Consider the following 17,833-nt stretch of genomic DNA (forward strand, 5'->3'; position numbering starts at 1 on the left):
CGGGTCGTCGGGGCAGCGCCGCGGCGGTGCGGGTCAGCCCTCGAAGGCGGCGCTGACGGTCACGGTGCCCGGCGGCACCTCGGTGAACCCGCCGTCGCGCACGTCGACGCGCTCAGCGGCGGGCGCGACGGGCGCGCCGGTGATCACCCGCACACCGAACCCGCCGGCGCGCCAGGCGGCGACGGCGTCCGCCGGCAGCTGCTCCCACGCCAGCTGGGCGGCGTGCCCGACCTGCGCGGCGGCCTTGCCCGTCGTCATCCGCACGTCCGGGCACAGGCGCACGGTCAGCAGGTCCGCGGCGGGGGAGGGGACGACGAGGCCCTCGGGGTCGGGCAGGTCGAGGCCGCCGACCTGCAGGGGGCGCAGGACGTCGGGGACCTCCTCGCGCCGGTGCGGGGCGAACGCGCGGACCGCGGCGTCGCCGCTGCGGGCCTCCACGTGCGCCAGCTGCCCGGTGCGCTCCCAGCGCACCCCGCGGGCCCGGCGGGTGATCTTGCGGATGCGGCGGTCGCGCCACGCCCGCACGGGCGCGGCGAACTCCCCCTCGGGGTCGGTGGTGCGCTCGTCGGTCAGCAGCAGGACGACGGCGCGCGCCGCCGCGACGAGGACGTCGGTGTGCGCGGGCAGCGGGTCGCGCTCGACCCGCGCCACGAGCGAGAGCGCCCACGCCTCGTCCTCGTCGGGCGGCGTCCAGCCGGTCGCCGGTGGCCCGGTGGTGCTCACTCGGCGAGCAGGTCGGCGAAGCGCACGCCGTCCAGCAGGTCGGCGCCGGGGACGTCGCCCTCCATCCGCCACGCCACCTCGTACGCGCCCGCGCGCAGCCGGTGGCTGGTCAGCCGCTGCGCCTCGAGGTCGGCGAGCCAGTACTCGCCGATGCCGTGCTCCTCGTACAGGACCCGCTTGGTGCCCCGGTCGCGCAGCCGCGTCCCCGGCGACTCGACCTCCACCACGAGCAGCACCGCCTCGGGCTCGTAGTACAGGGGTGGTCGCGGTCCGGTGACCAGGGACAGGTCCGGCACCACGTACCGCTCCGGGCCCAGCCGCGGGACGCGCAGCCCGACGCCCGTCTTCACGAGGCACCGTCCGCGGACCCGGGGCGCCAGCAGCGCCTTGAGGTTGTCGAGCACGTCCTGGTGCTCGGGCGTCGGGGGAGGCGTCACGACCAGCTGCCCGTCCAGGACCTCGTAGCGGAAACCGTCGTCGGGCAGGCGGGCGAGGTCCTCGAACGTCCAGTCCCGGTGCAGGAGGTCGACCTCCGCGGGACCCGGCTCGGCTGCCACGCCGCTCATCGTAGGAGCCGCCCGCCCTCAGGCCCGGCGGCGCCGGCGGGCGGTGACGATCTGGAAGACGCCGTAGGCGGCCAGCCCGAGCGCCACGAGCAGCAGCAGGACGGTGCCGTACGGCTGCGAGGCGATCTCGCGGAACGCGGCGTCCAGACCGCGGGAGCGGGCCGTGTCGCCCGTGGAGGAGATGACCACGAGGACGCCGACGACCGCGAACGCGACGCCGCGGGCCACCCAGCCGGCGACGCCGAGCGCCCGCAGCGCGGGGCTGAGGACACCCTCGACCTTCTCCTCGAACTTCTTCTGCACGCCCCGCACGACGAACGCCACGCCCACGGCCACGACGACGAGGCCGGCCACGACGAGGACCGCGGCACCGCCGGGCGCCTCCAGGACCCGCTGCGTCAGGCTCTGCTGCTGCTCGCCGGCGGAGGTCCCGCCGCCGACCAGGACGCGGACGGTGGACACGCCCAGGGCCAGCGCCACGACCGCCTTGGCGGCCGCGGACAGCCGCCGCGACGTCTCCTCCCCGGTGACCGCCTCGACGACCTGCCAGGCCACCATCGCCAGGAACCCCAGCGCCAGCAGCGCCAGCAGCACGGTGCCGAACGGCTGCTCGGCGATGCGCTGCAGGGCGCCGGTGGAGTCGGCGCTCTCGCCGCCGGACCCGCCGAGGGCGACCTGCGCGGCCAGCCAGGCGACCAGCAGGTACACCACGCCCTCGGCCGCCACCCCGGCCCGGCCGACCTGCTTGAGCGTCCTGCGGTGCCGCTGCGCGAACCGCTCGCCCTGCGCCGCTGCGTCCTGCGCGCCGGCCTTGGCGCTGCGGGTGGACATGGTGCCCTCCTCCTGCCCGGCGGCGCCCGGGTGCGCCGCACCTGTGCGGGCGAGGGTCCCGCGGACGGGCCCCGCGCGCACCCCGGGACGGCCGGGACCCCTCCCGCGGTGGGCGAGACTGGAGGGGTGCCGAGCGCCCTGCCCGACGGCGAGCCCGTCCCCGCCGACGGGGCCCTGCCGCCCACCGCCCTCGCGGGCGCCGCCGACCGCACCTTCGGCGTCTACCTGCACGTGCCCTTCTGCCGGGTGCGCTGCGGGTACTGCGACTTCAACACGTACACGGCCACCGAGCTGGGCGGCGGCGCCTCGCAGGCCTCCTACGCGGACACGGCGCTGGCCGAGCTGGACCTGGCCGCCCGCGTCCTGGCGCCCGCCCGGCGCCCGGCGTCCACCGTGTTCGTCGGCGGCGGCACCCCGACGCTGCTGCCGTCCGGGGACCTGGTGCGCCTGCTGGACGGCGTGCGCGAGCGCTTCGGCCTGGAGGCGGACGCCGAGGTCACCACGGAGGCCAACCCGGACTCCGTGACGCCGGAGTCGCTGGCGGAGCTGCGCGCGGGCGGGTTCACGCGCGTGTCCTTCGGCGTGCAGTCGGCCGTGCCGCACGTGCTGGCGGTCCTGGAGCGCACCCACGACCCCGAGCGGGTCCCGTCCGTCGTGCGCTGGGCGCGCGAGGCCGGTCTCGCCGTCAGCCTGGACCTCATCTACGGCACGCCGGGGGAGTCGCTGGACGACCTGCGCACCAGCCTGGACGCGGCGCTGGCGTGCGCGCCGGACCACGTCTCGGCCTACGCCCTGGTCGTCGAGCCGGGCACCAAGCTGGCCGGTCAGGTGCGCCGCGGCCTGGTGCCGGCGCCCGACGACGACGACGAGGCCGCCAAGTACGAGCTGGTCGACGAGGTCCTGACCGCCGCCGGGTACTCCTGGTACGAGGTGAGCAACTGGGCGCGCGGTCCCGAGCACGCCTGCCGGCACAACCTGGCGTACTGGCGCGGCGGCGACTGGTGGGGCGTCGGGCCGGGCGCGCACAGCCACGTCGGCGGGGTGCGCTGGTGGAACGTCAAGCACCCGGCCGCGTACGCGCAGCGGCTGGCGTCGGGGGAGAGCCCCGCGCACGCCCGCGAGGTGCTGGACGCCGGTGACCGGCACGTCGAGGACGTGCTGCTGCGCTCGCGCCTGGCGGAGGGGATCGAGCTGGCGGCCGTGACCGGGCCCGGCCGCGCCGCCGTCCCGCAGCTGCTGGCCGACGGCCTGGTGCGCCCCGTCGGCGCGGGGTTCGCCCGCGTGGCCCTGACCCGCCGCGGGCGCCTGCTGGCCGACACCGTCGTGCGGGCCCTGCTCGCCGACTGACGACCGCCCCCACCCGCGGTGGTCGTGGACGGGTGGACGCCCGACCGTCCGTGATCACCGCGGGGGAGGGGGAGGCGGTTCGCCCGGGTCACCACGTGCGGGGACGGGCGTGATCGGCTGTCATTCGTCCTGTGAGCGCGCGACGGACGAGCAGGACCCGCCGGTGACCCACCGGCCGCCTCCCGTCCGCCCGCCCGCCGTCCGGCGCCCCGCCGACCCCCGGCCCCGCGGGCGCCGCCGCCGGCGGAGCCGCACGTGATCCTCGTCGCCTCCCTCCTCGCCCTCGCGGTGCTCGCCGCGCTCAGCCCCCTGCTGGCGCGGGTGCTGCGCCGCGAGACCGGGTACGTCCTGGCCGCCGGCTTCCTCGCCGTCGCCGCCCTCCTGCTCACCGAGGCCCCCGCCGTCCTGGACGGGCGGGCCGTCGAGGCCAGCGCCGAGTGGCTGCCCTCCCTCGGCGTGAGCTTCGCGCTGCGCCTGGACGGCGTCTCGCTCGTCTTCTGCCTCGTCGCGCTCGTCGTCGGCGCCCTCGTCATGGCGTACTGCTGCCGGTACCTGGGGGAGGCCGAGGCGCGCGGGCCGGTCTACCCGCTGCTGGTGGTCTTCGCCGGGTCGATGGTCGGGCTCGTCCTGGCCGACGACCTCGTGCTGATGTACGTGTTCTGGGAGCTGACCACCCTGTGCTCCTTCGCGCTGGTCTCCACGGCCGGCACGGCCGCCGCCGGGCCCGGCCGCCAGGCGCTGCTGGTCACCGTCGCCGGCGGCCTCGCGCTGCTCACCGCGGTGGTGCTGCTCGTCGTGGCCACCGGCACCACGCGCGTCTCGGAGATCCTCGACGACCCCGGCGCGGTCCTGGCCTCGCCGCTGGCGGTGCCCGTCGGAATCTGCCTGGCGCTGGCCGCGTTCACCAAGTCCGCCCAGCTGCCCTTCCACTTCTGGCTGCCCGGCGCGATGGTCGCCATGACGCCCGTCAGCGCCTACCTGCACGCCGCGACCATGGTCAAGGCCGGCATCTACCTGCTGGTGCGGGTCAGCCCCGTCTACGCGAGCCAGGACTGGTGGACGCTGCTGCTGCTGGCCGTGGGCCTGTCCACCGCGCTGGCCGGCGCGGTGCAGGCGCTGCGCGAGCACGACCTCAAGGCGATGCTCGCCCAGTCGACCGTCAGCCAGCTCGGCCTGCTCGTGGCCGTCATCGGCGTCGGCACCTCCACCGCGCTGGCCGCGGCCCTCCTGCACACCATGGCCCACGCGCTGTTCAAGGCCACCCTGTTCATGCTCGTCGGGATCGTCGACAAGCAGACCGGCAGCCGTGACGTGCGCGAGCTGTCGGGGCTGTGGCGGGTCATGCCGTTCACGGCCGCCTGCACGGGCGTCGCGGCCCTGTCGATGGCCGGGGTGCCGCCGCTGCTGGGGTTCGTGTCCAAGGAGTACCTGTTCGAGGGGTTCCTGTCCGCCGACGTCCTGCCGTGGGCCGGGCCCGTCGCGGCGGGCCTGGCCGTGGCCGCCTCCGCGCTGACGTTCGCGTACGCCGCGCGCATCGTCTACGACGCCTTCGGCGGGCCCACCCTGCAGGCCCGGCTGCGCGACCCGCGCCCGGCGTTCCTGGCCCCCGCCGCGATCGCCGCCGTCGCCGGCCTGGCCCTCGGCCCGGCCGTGGCGCTCTTCGACCCGGTCGTGCGCTCGGCCGCCGCGGCCGCCCTGCCCGGCGGCGACCCGCCCGAGGTCTACTTCTGGCACGGCTTCGGGATCGAGCTGGCCCTGTCCGCCGTCACCGTCACGATCGGCCTCGTCCTGTTCCTGGCGCGCGACCCGGTCGACGCCGTCCTGCACCGCCTGCCCGACCCGTGGGGGCACCGCGGCTTCGACCGCCTGCACGCCGGGCTGCTCGCCCTCGGCGGCGCCACCCGGCCCCTGGACGAGGCCGGCGGGCGCGCCGGGCACCTCGCCCGGCCCCTGGCGGGGGTCGTCGTCCTCGGCGGCGCCGGGCTCCTGGCCGCCGGTGCCCTGGGCCCGGCCGCGCCCCGCACCACCGACGTCGACCCCGGCGAGTGGCTGCTCATCGGCCTGCTCGCCGCGGGCGTCCTCGGCGCCGCCCTCACCGGCTCCACGCTCGTGCTCGTCGCCCTCATCGGCGTCGTCGGCCTGTTCGTCACCCTGTGGCTGCTGCTGGCCGGCACGGTCGACGTCGGCACCACCCTGCTGCTGGTCGAGGTGCTCACCACCGTCGCCCTCGTGCTCGTCGTCCACGGCGCGCCGTCGGCGCTACCGCGCTCGGGCCGCGGGCGCCGCCTGGGCGCCGGCGTCCTGGCCCTGGCCGCCGGGGCCGTCGCGCTGGCCGCCACCGCCGCCTCCACCGGCCGGCGCGAGCGCTCGGGCGCCGGCACTTTCTTCGTCGAGAACGCCGAGGCCCTCACCGGCGGCACCAACGTCGTCAACACCGTCCTCGTCGACTTCCGCGGCGTCGACACGTTCCTGGAGAGCGTCGTCGTCGGCGTCGCCGCCCTCGGCCTGCTCGCCCTGCGCGGGCGCGCCCCCGTGCGCCACGGCCTGCCCGACCCGCACGCCCACGAGCGCTCGTCGGTCCTGGGCCTGGAGGACGTCGTCCTGCGCGTCAGCCTGCGCCTGCTCGTGCCCGTCATGCTCGTGCTGTCCCTGTACCTGCTGTGGCGCGGGCACGACGAGCCCGGCGGCGGGTTCATCGCCGCGCTCGTCGCCGGCACCGCCGTCGTCCTGCGCTTCCTGGCCGGCGAGCCGGACGGCGTGCGCACCGAGCGCGGGCGCGCCCTGCTGGAGCCGCGGCTGCTGGCCGGCGCCGGGACGCTGCTGGCCACGGCCGTCGGCCTGGCGCCCGTCCTGACCGGCGGGGCGCTGCTGACGCCCTTCGACGTGCCGGGGCTGTCCGCCGTCGGGATCAGCTCCGCGCTGCTGTTCGACCTCGGCGTCTACCTGCTCGTCCTCGCGCTGGTCACCGCCGTGGTGCGCTCCCTGACCCCCGACGAGGCCGACCCCCGCGAACCCGACCACCCCGACCACCCCGAGCACCCCGCAGCGGCGGGGCGCGCCGAGCCCGCCGCCGCGGGGGACGGGAGCGCGCGGTGACCACCCCGATCGTCGTCGGACTGCTCGTCGCGGGCGGCACGTACCTGCTGCTGCAGCGCGGGATGCTGCGCGTCGTCGTCGGCTTCGTCCTGCTCGGCCACGCCGCCAACCTGCTGCTGCTGGCCGCCGGCGGGCCCGCCCTGCGCGGCGTGCCGTTCGCCCAGGAGGGCCTGGACGAGGGGACCGCCGACCCGCTGCCGCAGGCCTTCGTCCTCACCGCCATCGTCATCGCCTTCGCCATCACCGTGTACCTGCTCGGCCTGCTGCGCGCCGGGCGGCCCGGCCCCGAGGACGGCGGCGGCACCCCGCCGCCGGGCGAGGAGGACGCGGCCGCGGCGCGCGGCGGCCGGGGCAGCCACCGCGCGGACCACCGCGGCGACCCCGAGGCGGAGGGCTGGACGTGAACGCGCTGCTCGTGGCCCCCGTCGCCCTGCCGCTGCTGGTGGCGGCCGTCCTGCTGCTGCTGCGCGGGCGCCTGGACCCCCGCGCCGGGACCGTCCTCGCCGCCGCCTGCACCGCCGTCGTCGTCGCCCTCGGCGCGGTCCTGCTGGCCCGCGCCCTCGACGGGCAGGTGCCCGTGACCCAGCTGGGCGGGTGGCCCGCCGGCATCGCCGTCGTCCTCGTCGCCGACGCCTTCAGCGCCCTGCTGCTCGTCCTCACCTCCGCGGTCGTCCTGCTCGGCCTGCTGTACGCGTTCGGCACCGGCGAGGCCGGCTCGGAGATGTTCGCCCCGCTCGTCCTCGTCGTGTCCGCCGGCGTCTCCGGCGTCCTGCTGACCGGCGACCTGTTCAACCTCTTCGTCTTCGTCGAGGTGGTCCTCGTCCCCAGCTACGTGCTGCTGCTGCTGGCCCGCGGCGCCCGCGCCGTGGGGCCCGGCCGCCTGTACGTCACCGTCAACCTGCTGGCCTCCACCGTCTTCCTCGCCGGCACCGGCCTCGTCTACGGCGTGGCCGGCACCGTCCAGCTCGGCGAGCTGGCCGGCGCCGCCCGCGAGGACGGCGCCCTCGCGCTGGCCGCGGCCCCGCTGCTGCTGGCGATGGCCGTCAAGTCCGCCGTCGTGCCCCTGCACACGTGGCTGTCGCCCACCTACGCCGCCGCCGGGCCCGCCGTCGTCGTCCTCTTCTCCGGCCTGCTCACCAAGGTCGGCCTGTACGTGCTGTTCCGCCTGTACGCCGTCCTGTACGACGGCGACGACCGCTGGCTGCCGGTCGTGCTCGTGCTGGCCGTCCTCACCACGGTCTTCGGCGTCCTGCGCGCCGTCGGCGAGCACGGCGCCCGCTCCGTCCTGCTCTCGCACGCGGTCAGCCAGATCGGCTACGTCCTCGTCGGCCTCGGCCTGTTCACCGTCGCCGGGCTGTCCGCCGCGACGTTCTTCCTCGTGCAGTACGTGCTCGTCAAGGCCGCGCTGTTCATGGTGTCCGGGGCGGTCGAGCGCCGCTGCGGCACCGACGAGCTGTCGCAGCTCGGCGGGCTGGTGCGCACCCAGCTGCCGCTGGCCGCCGCCTTCGCCGCCTCGGCGCTCGCCCTCGTCGGGGTGCCGCCCACCTCCGGCTTCGTCGCCAAGCTGCAGCTGGCCACCGCCGCGGCGGCCGCGGGCGCCTGGTGGGTGCTGGCCGCCGTCGTCGCCGTCAGCTTCGTGACGCTGGTGTCGATGCTCAAGCTGTGGAACGGCGTCTTCTGGGGCGAGCCCGGGCCGGCGTCCGGGCCCGCGGCGCGGCCGGCGGAGGGTGCGGGCGGCGGCGCTGTCGCGGTGGCCGCCCCGGCGCGCCCGTCGGCGCTGCAGCGCGCCGCGCTCGTCGGCCCGCCCCTGCTGCTGGCCGCCACCGCCCTCGTCCTCGGCGTGGCCGCCGGACCGCTGCTGAGCGCCAGCGACGCGGCCGCCCGCGCCCTGGTCGACACCGGCGCCTGGGTCGCGGCGGTGACCGCCCCGTGAGGCCCCTGCGCCGCACCGCCGGGCAGGCCGGTCGCCTGCTGTCCTTCGCCGCGCACTACGCGTGGCACTTCCTCGTCGCCAACGTCGTCGTCGCCCGCGAGATCGTCACCCCCGGCTCCCAGCTGGCGCCGGCCGTGCTGCGCTTCGAGCTGCGCTGCCGCACCGACGTCGAGGTCGCCTCCTTCATCGCCCTCGTCGGGCTGACCCCCGGCGCGCTCGTCGTCGGCTCCGACGACCGCCGCGAGCGCGGCGAGCCCGTCGTGACCCTCGTGCACCTCCTGCACGCCCACGACCTGGACGCCGAGCTGGCCGAGCTGCGCGACCTGGAGACGCGCATGCTCGCCGCCTGGCGCCGCGACCCCGGCGACGTCCCCACCCCCCAGCGCGCGGGAGGACCCTCGTGATCGTCGACGCCGCCCTCGTCGTCCTGGCCCTGTGCCTGGCCGCCGCCACCTGGCGCGTGCTGCACGGGCCCACCGACGCCGACCGCGTCCTCGGCGTCGACTTCGGCTTCATCGTCGTCCTGGCGGCCGTCGCGCTGCTGTCGCTGCGCCTGGACGCCGCCCCGCTGCTCGACCTCGTCCTCGTCGGCACGCTCGTCGGCTTCCTCGCCACGGTCGCGCTGGCCCGGCTCGTCGCCCGGAGGCGCGCGTGATCCAGACCGTCGTCGGCCACGCGTCCGTCGTCGTGGGCACCCTGCTGCTGGGCATCGCCGCGCTCGGCGTGGTCCGCCTGCCCGACGTCTACACCCGCACCAGCGCCGTCGCGAAGGCCGCCGGCCTCGGCCTGGTGCTCGTGCTGCTGGGCGTCGCCGTCCTCGTCCCCGGGTGGGGACCCGTCCTCGTGCTGCTGGTCGCGGTCGCCCTGCAGCTGTTCACCGTGCCCATCGGCGGCTTCGAGATCGGCCAGGCCGCGCGCGTGGCGCGCGCGCCCGTCACCGACCGCACCGTCCACGACGACGCCGAGCTGCCCCGCCTCGACGACCTGCGCTGAGCCGCCCGCCGCTCAGGCCCGGGCGAGCAGGTAGGTGGTGTAGCCGGCCCACGCCAGCAGCATCAGCGAGCCCTCCAGCCGGGTGATCCGCCCGCCCGTGCGGGCCAGCGGCAGCAGCAGCACGGCCGCGGCGATCATCACCGGCAGGTCCAGCTGCAGGGAGGGCACCGTCACCGGCAGCCCGTCCGGGGCGACGACCGCCGTCAGGCCCGCCACCGCGCCGATGTTGAACAGGTTGCTGCCCAGCACGTTGCCCACGGCGATGCCGTGCTCGCCGCGCGCCGCCGCCAGGACCGAGGTCACCACCTCGGGCAGCGACGTGCCCACGGCCACGACCGTCAGGCCGATGGCCAGCTCGCTGACCCCGAGGTCCGCGGCGATCGACGTCGCCCCGCGCACCAGCAGCTCCGCGCCCAGCACCAGCGACCCCGTGCCGACGACGACCAGCGCGAGGTCGCGGACCACCGCGCGCGCCGCCGGCCGCGGCCGCGGTCCCGGGGTCAGCTCCCCGTCGGCGGGCTCCTGCCCGGCCGAGCGGCGCTCGCGGTGCACCGTCCAGGCGACGTGGGCGGCGAGCAGGACCACCAGGACGGCGCCGTCGACGGTCCCGACCCGCTGGTCGAGGGCCAGCAGCAGGAGGAGCACCGAGAAGCCCACGACGGCGGGCAGGTCGGTGCGCAGGACGCTGCGCTGCACCGGCACCGGGGCCACGACGGCCGCCAGGCCGAGCACGACGAGGACGTTGACGGTGTTGCTGCCCACCACGTTGCCGACGGCCAGCGGCGCCGCCCCGGACAGGGCCGCCCCGATCGAGACGGCCAGCTCGGGGGCGCTGGTGGCCATCGAGACCACGGTGAGGCCGACGACCAGCGGGGAGACGCCCAGGGCGCGGGCCAGCCGCGAGGCGCCCCGCACGAGCCACTCACCGCCCACGGTCAGGGCGACGAGCCCGCCGAGCAGGAGGGCGGTGTCCACCAGCACGCGCCGATGCTCCCAGCCGCCGCCCCCGCCCGCCCGCCGCCCCGCCGCACCCCGCACGACCTCGCTCGCCCCCTCCGTGATCTTGCAGGGACTCCCAGCGAGATCACGGCGATCACGGACGCGTGAGGGCTCACCCGTCCGTGATCACGGCGAGGAGGCGCGAGGGTTGGGGGAGGGGCGCGGGGGAGGGGCGCGGGGGAGCGGGGCGGTCGCTACGGTGCCCGGGTGCGCCTCGCGGTGAGCCTCGGCTACCTGACCGGCGCGGACGTGGCCACGGCGGCCGCGGACGCGCTCGCCCTCGCCCGCGCCGCGGAGGACGCCGGGTACGCGGCCGCCTGGGTCGCCGAGGCCTACGGCTCCGACGCCCCGACCGTCCTGGGGTGGCTGGCCGCGCGGACGTCCCGCATCGACCTCGGCTCCGCCGTCCTGCAGGTGCCCGCGCGCAGCGCCGCGGCCACCGCGATGACCGCCGCCACCCTCGACGGCCTGACCGGTGGCCGCTTCCGCCTGGGGCTGGGCGTCTCCGGCCCGCAGGTGGCCGAGGGCTGGCACGGGCAGCGCTTCGACGCGCCGCTGGCGCGCACCCGCGAGTACGTCGAGGTGGTGCGCACCGCGCTGGCCCGCCGGCCCCTCGTCCACGAGGGCGAGCACCTGACGCTGCCGCTGCCCGGAGGGCGCGGCAAGCCGCTGCGGCTCATGCTGCCGCCGGTGCGCCCCGACCTGCCCGTCTACCTGGCGGCCGTGGGCCCGCGCAACGTCGCCCTGGCCGGGGAGGTCGCCGACGGGTGGCTGCCGGTGTTCTTCGCCCCCGACGCCGCGGACGAGCAGCTGGAGCGGCTGGCCGCCGGCCGCGCCCGCCGCGTCCCGCGCGAGGGCGAGCCGGCCTTCGACGTCGCCCCGACGGTGCCGCTGCTGCTGACGAGCGCGACGGGGTCGGCCCGCCGGGACGCCGAGGCGCCCGTCCGCGCCTACGCGGCCCTCTACCTGGGCGGCATGGGCAGCCGCACCCAGAACTTCTACGCCGCCCTGGCCCGCCGCCTCGGCTTCGGCGCCGACGTGGACCGCGTGCAGGACCTGTACCTGGCCGGGCACGCCCGCGAGGCCGCCGCCGCCGTGCCCGACGGGTTCCTGGACGCCACCTGCCTCGTCGGCACCCCGGCCGCGGTCCGCTCCCGCCTGGACGCCTACGCCGCCGCGGGCGTCACGACGCTGTCGGTGCTGCCGCTGGCGCCCACCCGCGAGGAGCGGGTCGCCGCGCTGCGCGCGATCGCCTGAGCCGCGCCCGGACGCACCGCGGCCCCGCCCGGCGGGTGCCGGACGGGGCCCTGGTGCGGTGGTCGTGCGGTGGTGCGCCGGTCTCAGCGCACGAGGCGGAAGATGCCGGGGTAGCGGTAGGCGCGGCCCTGGCTGGCGGCCACGGCCGCCATGATCGACAGGACCAGGCCGATCAGGTAGGGCACGCCGGTCGCGACCAGCAGGAACGAGCCGATGCCCAGGGTGGCGAACGCGATGATCCCCGTGATGATCCCGATGACGAGCGAGTACACGACCATCGCGATGTTGAGGTTCAGCGCCTCCGCGGAGTGCTCGCGCACGAACCGGCTGCGGTCCTTGAAGACCAGGAAGACGACGAGCGGCCCCAGGAAGGGCAGGCCCACCAGCCAGGCCGCCAGCCAGGACAGGTGGCCGGCCAGCGCCCAGGTGCGCTCGCTGCCCGGGTCCATCGCCGCCAGGCCGCCGGAGCCGTACTGCTCGGTCCGGCCGGACCACTGGGGGTGCTGCGGCTGGCCGTAGCCCTGCCCGTACGGCTGCCCGTACTGCTGGTCGTAGCCCTGCCCGTACTGCTGGTCGTGGCCGCCGTGCTGCTGCTGCTCGGGCTGGCCCCACTGCTGCCCCGCCGGCTGGTCTCCCGCGGGCGGCTTCGTGAAGTCGGGTCGCTGGGACCCGTACGGGTCGCTCACGGTTCCTCCAGGGTCGGTGGGCGCCCCCGCCGCTCGGCGGGAGCACTCCGATCCTCGCACCGGCGCGCGCCCCTGTCGCGGGTCCGGCGGGCGGGCCATCCCGTCGGCGCACCCGGTCCACCCGGAGGTCGTAGGCGGCGCGCGCCCGGCCTCCGCCGCAGGGGGCGCGCGACCCCGAGCGGCCCCCGACCCGCCCCGGCCCGGGGTGCCTCAGGCGTCGGCGCCGTCGGCGGTCACGAAGTCGACGAGCTCCTCTACCCGCCCCGACAGGGCCGGCTCGAGGTCGGCGATGGTGCGCACGGTGCCGAGGATCCGCTTCCAGCCGTGCGCGACGTCCGCCTGGGTGGCGTGCGGCCAGCCGAGCTCGGCGAGGATCCCGTGCTTCCACGACGTGCCGCGCGGCACCACCGGCCAGCGCTCCCAGCCGAGGCGCTGCGGGCGCACGGCCTGCCACACGTCGACGAAGGGGTGCCCGACGACGAGGACGTGCGGGCTGCGGGCGACGGCGGCGACGATCCGCGACTCCTTGCTGCCGGCGACGAGGTGGTCGACGAGGACGCCGATCCGCCGGCCCGGCCGGGGCCCGAAGGCGCGCACGGCGGCGTCCAGGTCGTCCACGCCGTCGAGGACCTCCACGACGACGCCCTCCACGCGCAGGTCGTCGCCCCACACGCGCTCGACGAGCTCGGCGTCGTGGCGGCCCTCGACGAGGATGCGCGAGGCGCGGGCGGTGCGGGCGGCGGCACCGGCCACGGCCACCGACCCGGAGGCGGTGCGACCGGGGGCGGCGGGGGCGGCGGGTCCGCGCGGGGCCACGAGGCGCACCGGCTGCCCGTCCACCCAGAAGCCCGGCCCGAGGGGGAAGGTGCGGGTGCGCCCGCGGCGGTCCTCCAGGACGACCACGTGCACGCCGCCGCTCTTCTCGGTGCGCACGACGGCGCCGACCCAGCCGGTCTCGACGTCCTCCACGACGAGCCCGGTCACGGCGGTCTCCTCGCGGGAGGCGGGCCGGCGCGGGTGCGGGTCGCGGGCGAGGACGTCGGAGCCGTACCGGTCAGCAGCCACCCGGGCACCCTACGGACGCGGCGCGCCGCCGCCCGGCAGCGGGCGGCGCGTGTCCGGGGCGAGGTCTAGACTTGGCACTCACCCGTGCTGAGTGCCAGCGCGGGCGGTGGGACCGGGACGGCGAGCGGACGGGGGAGGTGCCGATGAGCGACGACCGGCGGCTGGCCGTGCTGCGCGCCATCGTCGAGGACTACGTGTCGACGCACGAGCCCGTCGGCTCCAAGGCGCTCGTCGAGCGCCACCGCCTGGGCGTGTCCCCGGCGACGATCCGCAACGACATGGCGGTGCTGGAGGACGAGGGCTACATCACCCAGCCCCACACCAGCGCCGGGCGCATCCCCACCGACAAGGGCTACCGGCTGTTCGTGGACCGCCTGGCCACCGTCAAGCCGATGTCGACGGCCGAGAAGCGCGCCATCCAGACGTTCCTGGACGGCGCCGTGGACCTCGACGACGTCGTGGACCGCACCGTGCGGCTGCTGGCGCAGATCACCCGGCAGGCCGCCGTCGTGCAGTACCCCTCGCTCTCGCGGGCGGCCGTGCGGCACGTGGAGGTCGTGCCGGTGGGCGGGCGCAGCGCCCTGCTGGTGCTCATCACCGACACCGGCCGCGTCGAGCAGCGCGTCGTGGAGCTGCGCTCGGCCGCCGACCCGGCCGCGCTGGTCACCTCGCTGACGGCCCTGCGGACCCGGCTGAACGCCGCGGTGGCCGGGCACCGCCTCCAGGAGGCCCGCGACGCCCTCACCGAGGTCGTCCAGCAGACCCCGGCCGGGGAGATGGCCGTGGCCGCGGAGGTCGCGGCGGCGCTGGGCGACTGCCTGACCGCCGGCCTGGCCGAGCGGGTGGTCATCGCCGGCACGTCCAACCTCGCCAAGTCCGGCCCGGACCTGGCCGCCTCCCTGGGCAGCGTCCTGGAGGCGCTGGAGGAGCACGTCGTGCTGCTGCGCCTGGTGCAGGAGATGGCCGAGGACGGCGGCGGGGACGGACTGGCCGTGCGCATCGGCTCGGAGAACCTGCACGTCGGGCTCACCGAGACGTCCGTGGTGACCACCGGCTACGGCGGCGAGGGGCGGGCGCTGGCCCGCCTCGGCGTCCTGGGCCCCACGCGCATGGACTACCCCACGACGATGGCCGCCGTCCGCGCGGTGTCACGCTACGTCTCGCGGATCCTCGCCACGTGAGCCCCGTGAGCCCGCCCAGGCGCGCGGCCCGCCCCCACCGACCGACCCGACAGGAGACCTGAGCGCCTCGTGAGCGACTACTACGACGTCCTCGGCGTCAGCAGGGACGCCTCGGCGGAGGACATCAAGCGCGCCTACCGCAAGCTGGCGCGCAAGCTCCACCCCGACGTCACGGACGACCCGGAGGCGGGCGACCGCTTCAAGGAGGTCTCCCAGGCCTACGAGACGCTGTCCAACCCCGACAAGCGGGCGCTGTACGACCGCGGCGGCGGCCAGCAGCCGGGCGCGGCCGGGTTCGGCGCCGGGTTCGGCTTCAGCGACATCATGGACGCCTTCTTCGGCCAGGGCGCCGGGGCGGGTGGGCGCGGGCCGGCCAGCCGCACCCAGCGCGGCCAGGACGCCCTCATCCGCGTCGACGTGGACCTGGCCGAGGCGGCGTTCGGCGCCGAGCGCTCCATCCAGGTGGACACCGCGGTGCTGTGCCCGACGTGCAAGGGCACCTGCTGCCAGCCGGGCACCAGCCCGCAGACCTGCGACATCTGCCACGGGCAGGGGCAGGTGCAGCGCGTCGTGCGCTCGCTGCTCGGGCAGGTCATGACGACCGCGCCGTGCCCGACGTGCCACGGGTTCGGCACGGTGCTGCCCTCGCCGTGCCAGGAGTGCAGCGGCGAGGGCCGCGTGCGCGCGCGCCGGCCGCTGACGATCCGCATCCCGGCGGGCGTGGACACCGGCACCCGCATCCAGCTGGCCGCGCAGGGCGAGGTCGGCACGGCCGGCGGCCCGCCCGGCGACCTGTACGTGGAGGTCCACGAGCGCCCGCACCCGGTGTTCACCCGCTCGGGCGACGACCTGCACTGCACGCTGGAGGTGCCGATGACGGCCGCCGCGCTGGGCGCCTCCATCCCGCTGGAGACCCTGGACGGCACCGAGGCCGTCGAGGTGCGCCCCGGCGCCCAGCCGGGCGAGCAGGTGACGCTGCGCGCCCGCGGCGTGGAGCACCTGCGCTCCACCGGCCGCGGCGACCTCGTGGTCACCCTGGAGGTGCGCACGCCGCGGGACCTGGACGACGAGCAGGAGTCGCTGCTGCGCCGGCTGGCGGAGCTGCGCGGCGAGGTGCGCCCGGCGGGCACGCTGCAGCCGGCCCACCAGGGCGTCTTCTCCAAGCTGCGCGACCGCTTCTCCGGCCGCTGACACCGCCGACCCGCCTCTGACCCACCGCTGACCGCGGGCCGCGCTCCCCCCGAGGGAGCGCGGCCCGCGGCCGGTTCAGCGGACCGTGACGGTCTTGGTGTCCGGCAGCGGCGCGGCGCCCTCGCCGCCGGACTCGTCCGGCGCCACGACGGTGACGGTGTAGTCCCCGGCCGGCAGCGCCGCCGTGAAGGAGAAGTCGCCCCACGTGCCGTTGGCGCCGGCCTGCACGGCGTCGCGCGCGATCTCGGTGCCCGCGGCGTCGGTGACCGTCCACAGCAGGGTGCCCTCGAACGCCGTGCCGGTGCCCTCCACGGTCACCGACCCCGGGGTGGCGGTCGACACGCCCGTGATCCACACCGGGGCCTGGACCTCGGCGCGCGGGGCGCGCGAGACCGTCTGGGCGACGGCCCGCCCGAAGACGGGCCGCCCGGCGGCCCCGTCCACGCGCACCTCGACGGGCACGTCCTGCCCGGCGGCCGCCGTCACCGTCCACACCAGCTGCTGCACGGCCAGGTCCGCGTCGCCGGTCTCCACGTCGCCGGAGACCGCCGAGGCGGCCACGTCGACGACCAGGCGCCCGTCGGCGGCGGTGACGCTCGCGCCGGCGTCGGGGCCGAAGGGGCTGGCGTAGTCCGGGTCGGCGGGCGAGCCGCCCAGCAGCGCCCGCAGGGCGAGCGTCGCGTCGTCGGCGCCGCCGGAGACGGGCACCCACTCGCGGAACAGCCGGGGGGAGCCGTCCCCGCCCAGCCAGTAGACCGGGACGCTGGCGGCGCCCGAGGGCAGCGCGGCACCGGCGGACGCCGGGGCGCTCGTGGCGGGCGCCGACGTCGGTGCGGCCGGCTCGCTCGTGGCGGTGCTCGGCTCCGCGGGCGCGGGCGCGGGCCGCGCCGGCTCGGAGGTCGGGGCGGCCGGCTCGGACGTGGCCGGCGCGGCCGGCTCGGACGTCGCCGACGTGGCGGCCGCGACGGTCGTGACGCTGTCGCCGCCGCGCTGGGTCAGGGCGAGGGCGCTGCCGCCCACGACGACGACGGCGGCCGCCGCGGCCACCGCCGTCCAGGCGCGGGTGCGGCGGCGGGAGGACTGGCTGGCCATGAGGATCTCCTGGAGGCGGTCGGGCGGGTCGACCGCGGCGGCGCGCGCGGCCATGGCCTCGCGCAGCGCCCGGGCGGTGGGGTCGGTGGCCGGGTCCGGCAGGGGGCCGGCGCCGGTGACGCCGGGCGCGTCGCCGTGGTCGGGCTGGTCGGGCTGGTCGGTGCCGCTCACGGGGTCTCCTCGGTCCGCACGGCGGCGCGCAGGGCGGCCAGCCCGCGGTGCGCGTGCGTCTTGACGGCCCCGCGGCTGACGCCCAGGGCCTCGGCGATGTCCTGCTCGGACAGGTCGGCGTGGTAGCGCAGCACGAGGACCTCGCGCTGGCGCGCCGGCAGGGCGTCCAGCGCCGCCAGCACGCGGCGGTGCTCGGCCGCGCGCAGCGCCCGCTCCTCGGGGCCCTCCGGCTCCGGGTCGGGCAGCGGGCGGTGCCGGTCGGCGACCTGGCGGTGCCGCAGCACGTCGCGGGCGCCGTTGACGACGGCCTGGCGCAGGTAGGCGGCCGCCGCGCCCGGGTCGTCCAGCCGCCGCCAGCGCCGGTGCAGCGCGACGAAGGCGTCCTGCACGACCTCCTCGGCGGTGGCGCTCTCCCCGAGCAGCAGGACGGCCAGGCCGACCAGGCGCCGCCAGTGGCCGGCGTACAGGTGGGCGACGGCCGTGTCGGCGTCCCAGCCGCGCGGGTCGTCCCCGGCGGGCCCGTCGACGGCCCCGTCGCGGGCGCGCACGAGCACCGGGCGGGCCTTGCCCCCGCCGGAGCCCCCGCCGGAGCGCCCGCCGCGCTCGGGGCGCGCCTCAGCCACGGCCGCACCCCCCGTCCTCCACGTCACACGAGTACGACGAGTGACCAGCGCTCACGGTTGACATCCAACCGGAGCGGAT

18 protein-coding genes are annotated in these 17,833 nt (G+C 77.5%); 10 read left to right on the plus strand and 8 right to left on the minus strand.

Going from position 1 to position 17,833, the window contains the following annotated elements:
• Nucleotides 1-33 precede the first annotated feature (33 nt).
• From AB8M62_RS08825 to AB8M62_RS08835, 3 genes are read right to left on the minus strand one after another with little or no spacing between them, the layout of a single operon-like run.
• Entirely contained in the window at nt 34-723 is a 690-nt protein-coding gene (locus tag AB8M62_RS08825) for a hypothetical protein (protein ID WP_369069275.1), read from the minus strand.
• The gene (locus AB8M62_RS08830; RefSeq protein ID WP_369055677.1) at nt 720-1,280 is read right to left on the minus strand and encodes a Uma2 family endonuclease; all 561 of its coding nucleotides are present in this window, start codon (nt 1,278-1,280) and stop codon (nt 720-722) included. Before AB8M62_RS08830 ends, AB8M62_RS08825 begins: the two co-directional genes overlap by 4 nt.
• A gap of 27 nt (nt 1,281-1,307) precedes the next feature.
• On the minus strand, nt 1,308-2,120 hold the full coding sequence (locus tag AB8M62_RS08835; RefSeq protein ID WP_369069276.1) for a DUF1206 domain-containing protein: 813 nt from the start codon (nt 2,118-2,120) through the stop codon (nt 1,308-1,310).
• A gap of 126 nt (nt 2,121-2,246) precedes the next feature.
• Between AB8M62_RS08835 and hemW the strand changes: the two genes are divergently transcribed.
• From hemW to AB8M62_RS08870, 7 genes are all read left to right on the plus strand, one after another.
• Nucleotides 2,247-3,467, plus strand: a complete 1,221-nt coding sequence (gene hemW / locus AB8M62_RS08840; RefSeq protein WP_369069277.1) for a radical SAM family heme chaperone HemW — start codon at nt 2,247-2,249, stop codon at nt 3,465-3,467.
• A 255-nt stretch (nt 3,468-3,722) separates the two neighbouring features.
• Complete coding sequence (mbhE, locus tag AB8M62_RS08845; RefSeq protein ID WP_369069278.1) at nt 3,723-6,563, plus strand: hydrogen gas-evolving membrane-bound hydrogenase subunit E; 2,841 nt, start codon at nt 3,723-3,725, stop codon at nt 6,561-6,563.
• The gene (locus AB8M62_RS08850; protein WP_369069279.1) at nt 6,560-6,967 is read left to right on the plus strand and encodes a sodium:proton antiporter; all 408 of its coding nucleotides are present in this window, start codon (nt 6,560-6,562) and stop codon (nt 6,965-6,967) included. Before mbhE ends, AB8M62_RS08850 begins: the two co-directional genes overlap by 4 nt.
• Complete coding sequence (locus AB8M62_RS08855) at nt 6,964-8,496, plus strand: proton-conducting transporter transmembrane domain-containing protein (RefSeq protein ID WP_369069280.1); 1,533 nt, start codon at nt 6,964-6,966, stop codon at nt 8,494-8,496. The genes AB8M62_RS08850 and AB8M62_RS08855 overlap by 4 nt, the downstream gene beginning before the upstream one ends.
• Nucleotides 8,493-8,900: a Na+/H+ antiporter subunit E gene (locus tag AB8M62_RS08860; protein ID WP_369069281.1), complete on the plus strand. Its 408-nt coding sequence runs from the start codon at nt 8,493-8,495 to the stop codon at nt 8,898-8,900. The genes AB8M62_RS08855 and AB8M62_RS08860 overlap by 4 nt, the downstream gene beginning before the upstream one ends.
• Nucleotides 8,897-9,151 carry an MrpF/PhaF family protein gene (locus tag AB8M62_RS08865; protein ID WP_369055670.1) on the plus strand — a complete coding sequence of 85 codons (255 nt, stop codon included), beginning with the start codon at nt 8,897-8,899 and terminating at the stop codon, nt 9,149-9,151. Before AB8M62_RS08860 ends, AB8M62_RS08865 begins: the two co-directional genes overlap by 4 nt.
• Complete coding sequence (locus AB8M62_RS08870; RefSeq protein ID WP_369055669.1) at nt 9,148-9,489, plus strand: monovalent cation/H(+) antiporter subunit G; 342 nt, start codon at nt 9,148-9,150, stop codon at nt 9,487-9,489. Before AB8M62_RS08865 ends, AB8M62_RS08870 begins: the two co-directional genes overlap by 4 nt.
• A gap of 12 nt (nt 9,490-9,501) precedes the next feature.
• Here the strand turns inward: AB8M62_RS08870 and AB8M62_RS08875 are convergent, their stop codons facing one another.
• On the minus strand, nt 9,502-10,470 hold the full coding sequence (locus AB8M62_RS08875) for a calcium/sodium antiporter (RefSeq protein ID WP_369055668.1): 969 nt from the start codon (nt 10,468-10,470) through the stop codon (nt 9,502-9,504).
• 225 nt (nt 10,471-10,695) lie between these two features.
• On the opposite strand from AB8M62_RS08875, the gene AB8M62_RS08880 reads away from it, so the two are divergent.
• The gene (locus AB8M62_RS08880) at nt 10,696-11,745 is read left to right on the plus strand and encodes an LLM class F420-dependent oxidoreductase (RefSeq protein ID WP_369055667.1); all 1,050 of its coding nucleotides are present in this window, start codon (nt 10,696-10,698) and stop codon (nt 11,743-11,745) included.
• A gap of 83 nt (nt 11,746-11,828) precedes the next feature.
• On the opposite strand, the gene AB8M62_RS08885 is transcribed toward AB8M62_RS08880, so the two are convergent.
• Nucleotides 11,829-12,431 carry a DUF4870 domain-containing protein gene (locus AB8M62_RS08885; RefSeq protein WP_369069282.1) on the minus strand — a complete coding sequence of 201 codons (603 nt, stop codon included), beginning with the start codon at nt 12,429-12,431 and terminating at the stop codon, nt 11,829-11,831.
• A 210-nt stretch (nt 12,432-12,641) separates the two neighbouring features.
• Nucleotides 12,642-13,496 (minus strand): DUF3097 family protein, encoded by an 855-nt coding sequence (locus AB8M62_RS08890; protein ID WP_369055665.1) that lies wholly within the window; start codon nt 13,494-13,496, stop codon nt 12,642-12,644.
• 143 nt (nt 13,497-13,639) lie between these two features.
• Here AB8M62_RS08890 and hrcA point away from each other — a divergent pair, with 143 nt between their 5' ends.
• Nucleotides 13,640-14,677: a heat-inducible transcriptional repressor HrcA gene (gene hrcA, locus AB8M62_RS08895; protein WP_369055664.1), complete on the plus strand. Its 1,038-nt coding sequence runs from the start codon at nt 13,640-13,642 to the stop codon at nt 14,675-14,677.
• Nucleotides 14,678-14,746: 69 nt separating this feature from the next.
• Complete coding sequence (gene dnaJ / locus AB8M62_RS08900) at nt 14,747-15,868, plus strand: molecular chaperone DnaJ (RefSeq protein WP_369055663.1); 1,122 nt, start codon at nt 14,747-14,749, stop codon at nt 15,866-15,868.
• A 75-nt stretch (nt 15,869-15,943) separates the two neighbouring features.
• Here dnaJ and AB8M62_RS08905 read toward each other — a convergent pair whose 3' ends face one another.
• Nucleotides 15,944-17,131 carry a Gmad2 immunoglobulin-like domain-containing protein gene (locus AB8M62_RS08905; RefSeq protein ID WP_369069283.1) on the minus strand — a complete coding sequence of 396 codons (1,188 nt, stop codon included), beginning with the start codon at nt 17,129-17,131 and terminating at the stop codon, nt 15,944-15,946.
• Nucleotides 17,128-17,679 (minus strand): RNA polymerase sigma factor, encoded by a 552-nt coding sequence (locus tag AB8M62_RS08910; RefSeq protein WP_369069293.1) that lies wholly within the window; start codon nt 17,677-17,679, stop codon nt 17,128-17,130. The genes AB8M62_RS08905 and AB8M62_RS08910 overlap by 4 nt, the downstream gene beginning before the upstream one ends.
• Between the last annotated feature and the right edge of the window lie 154 nt (nt 17,680-17,833).

Source organism: Kineococcus terrestris, assembly GCF_041020755.1.
Lineage (GTDB): Bacteria > Actinomycetota > Actinomycetes > Actinomycetales > Kineococcaceae > Kineococcus > Kineococcus terrestris.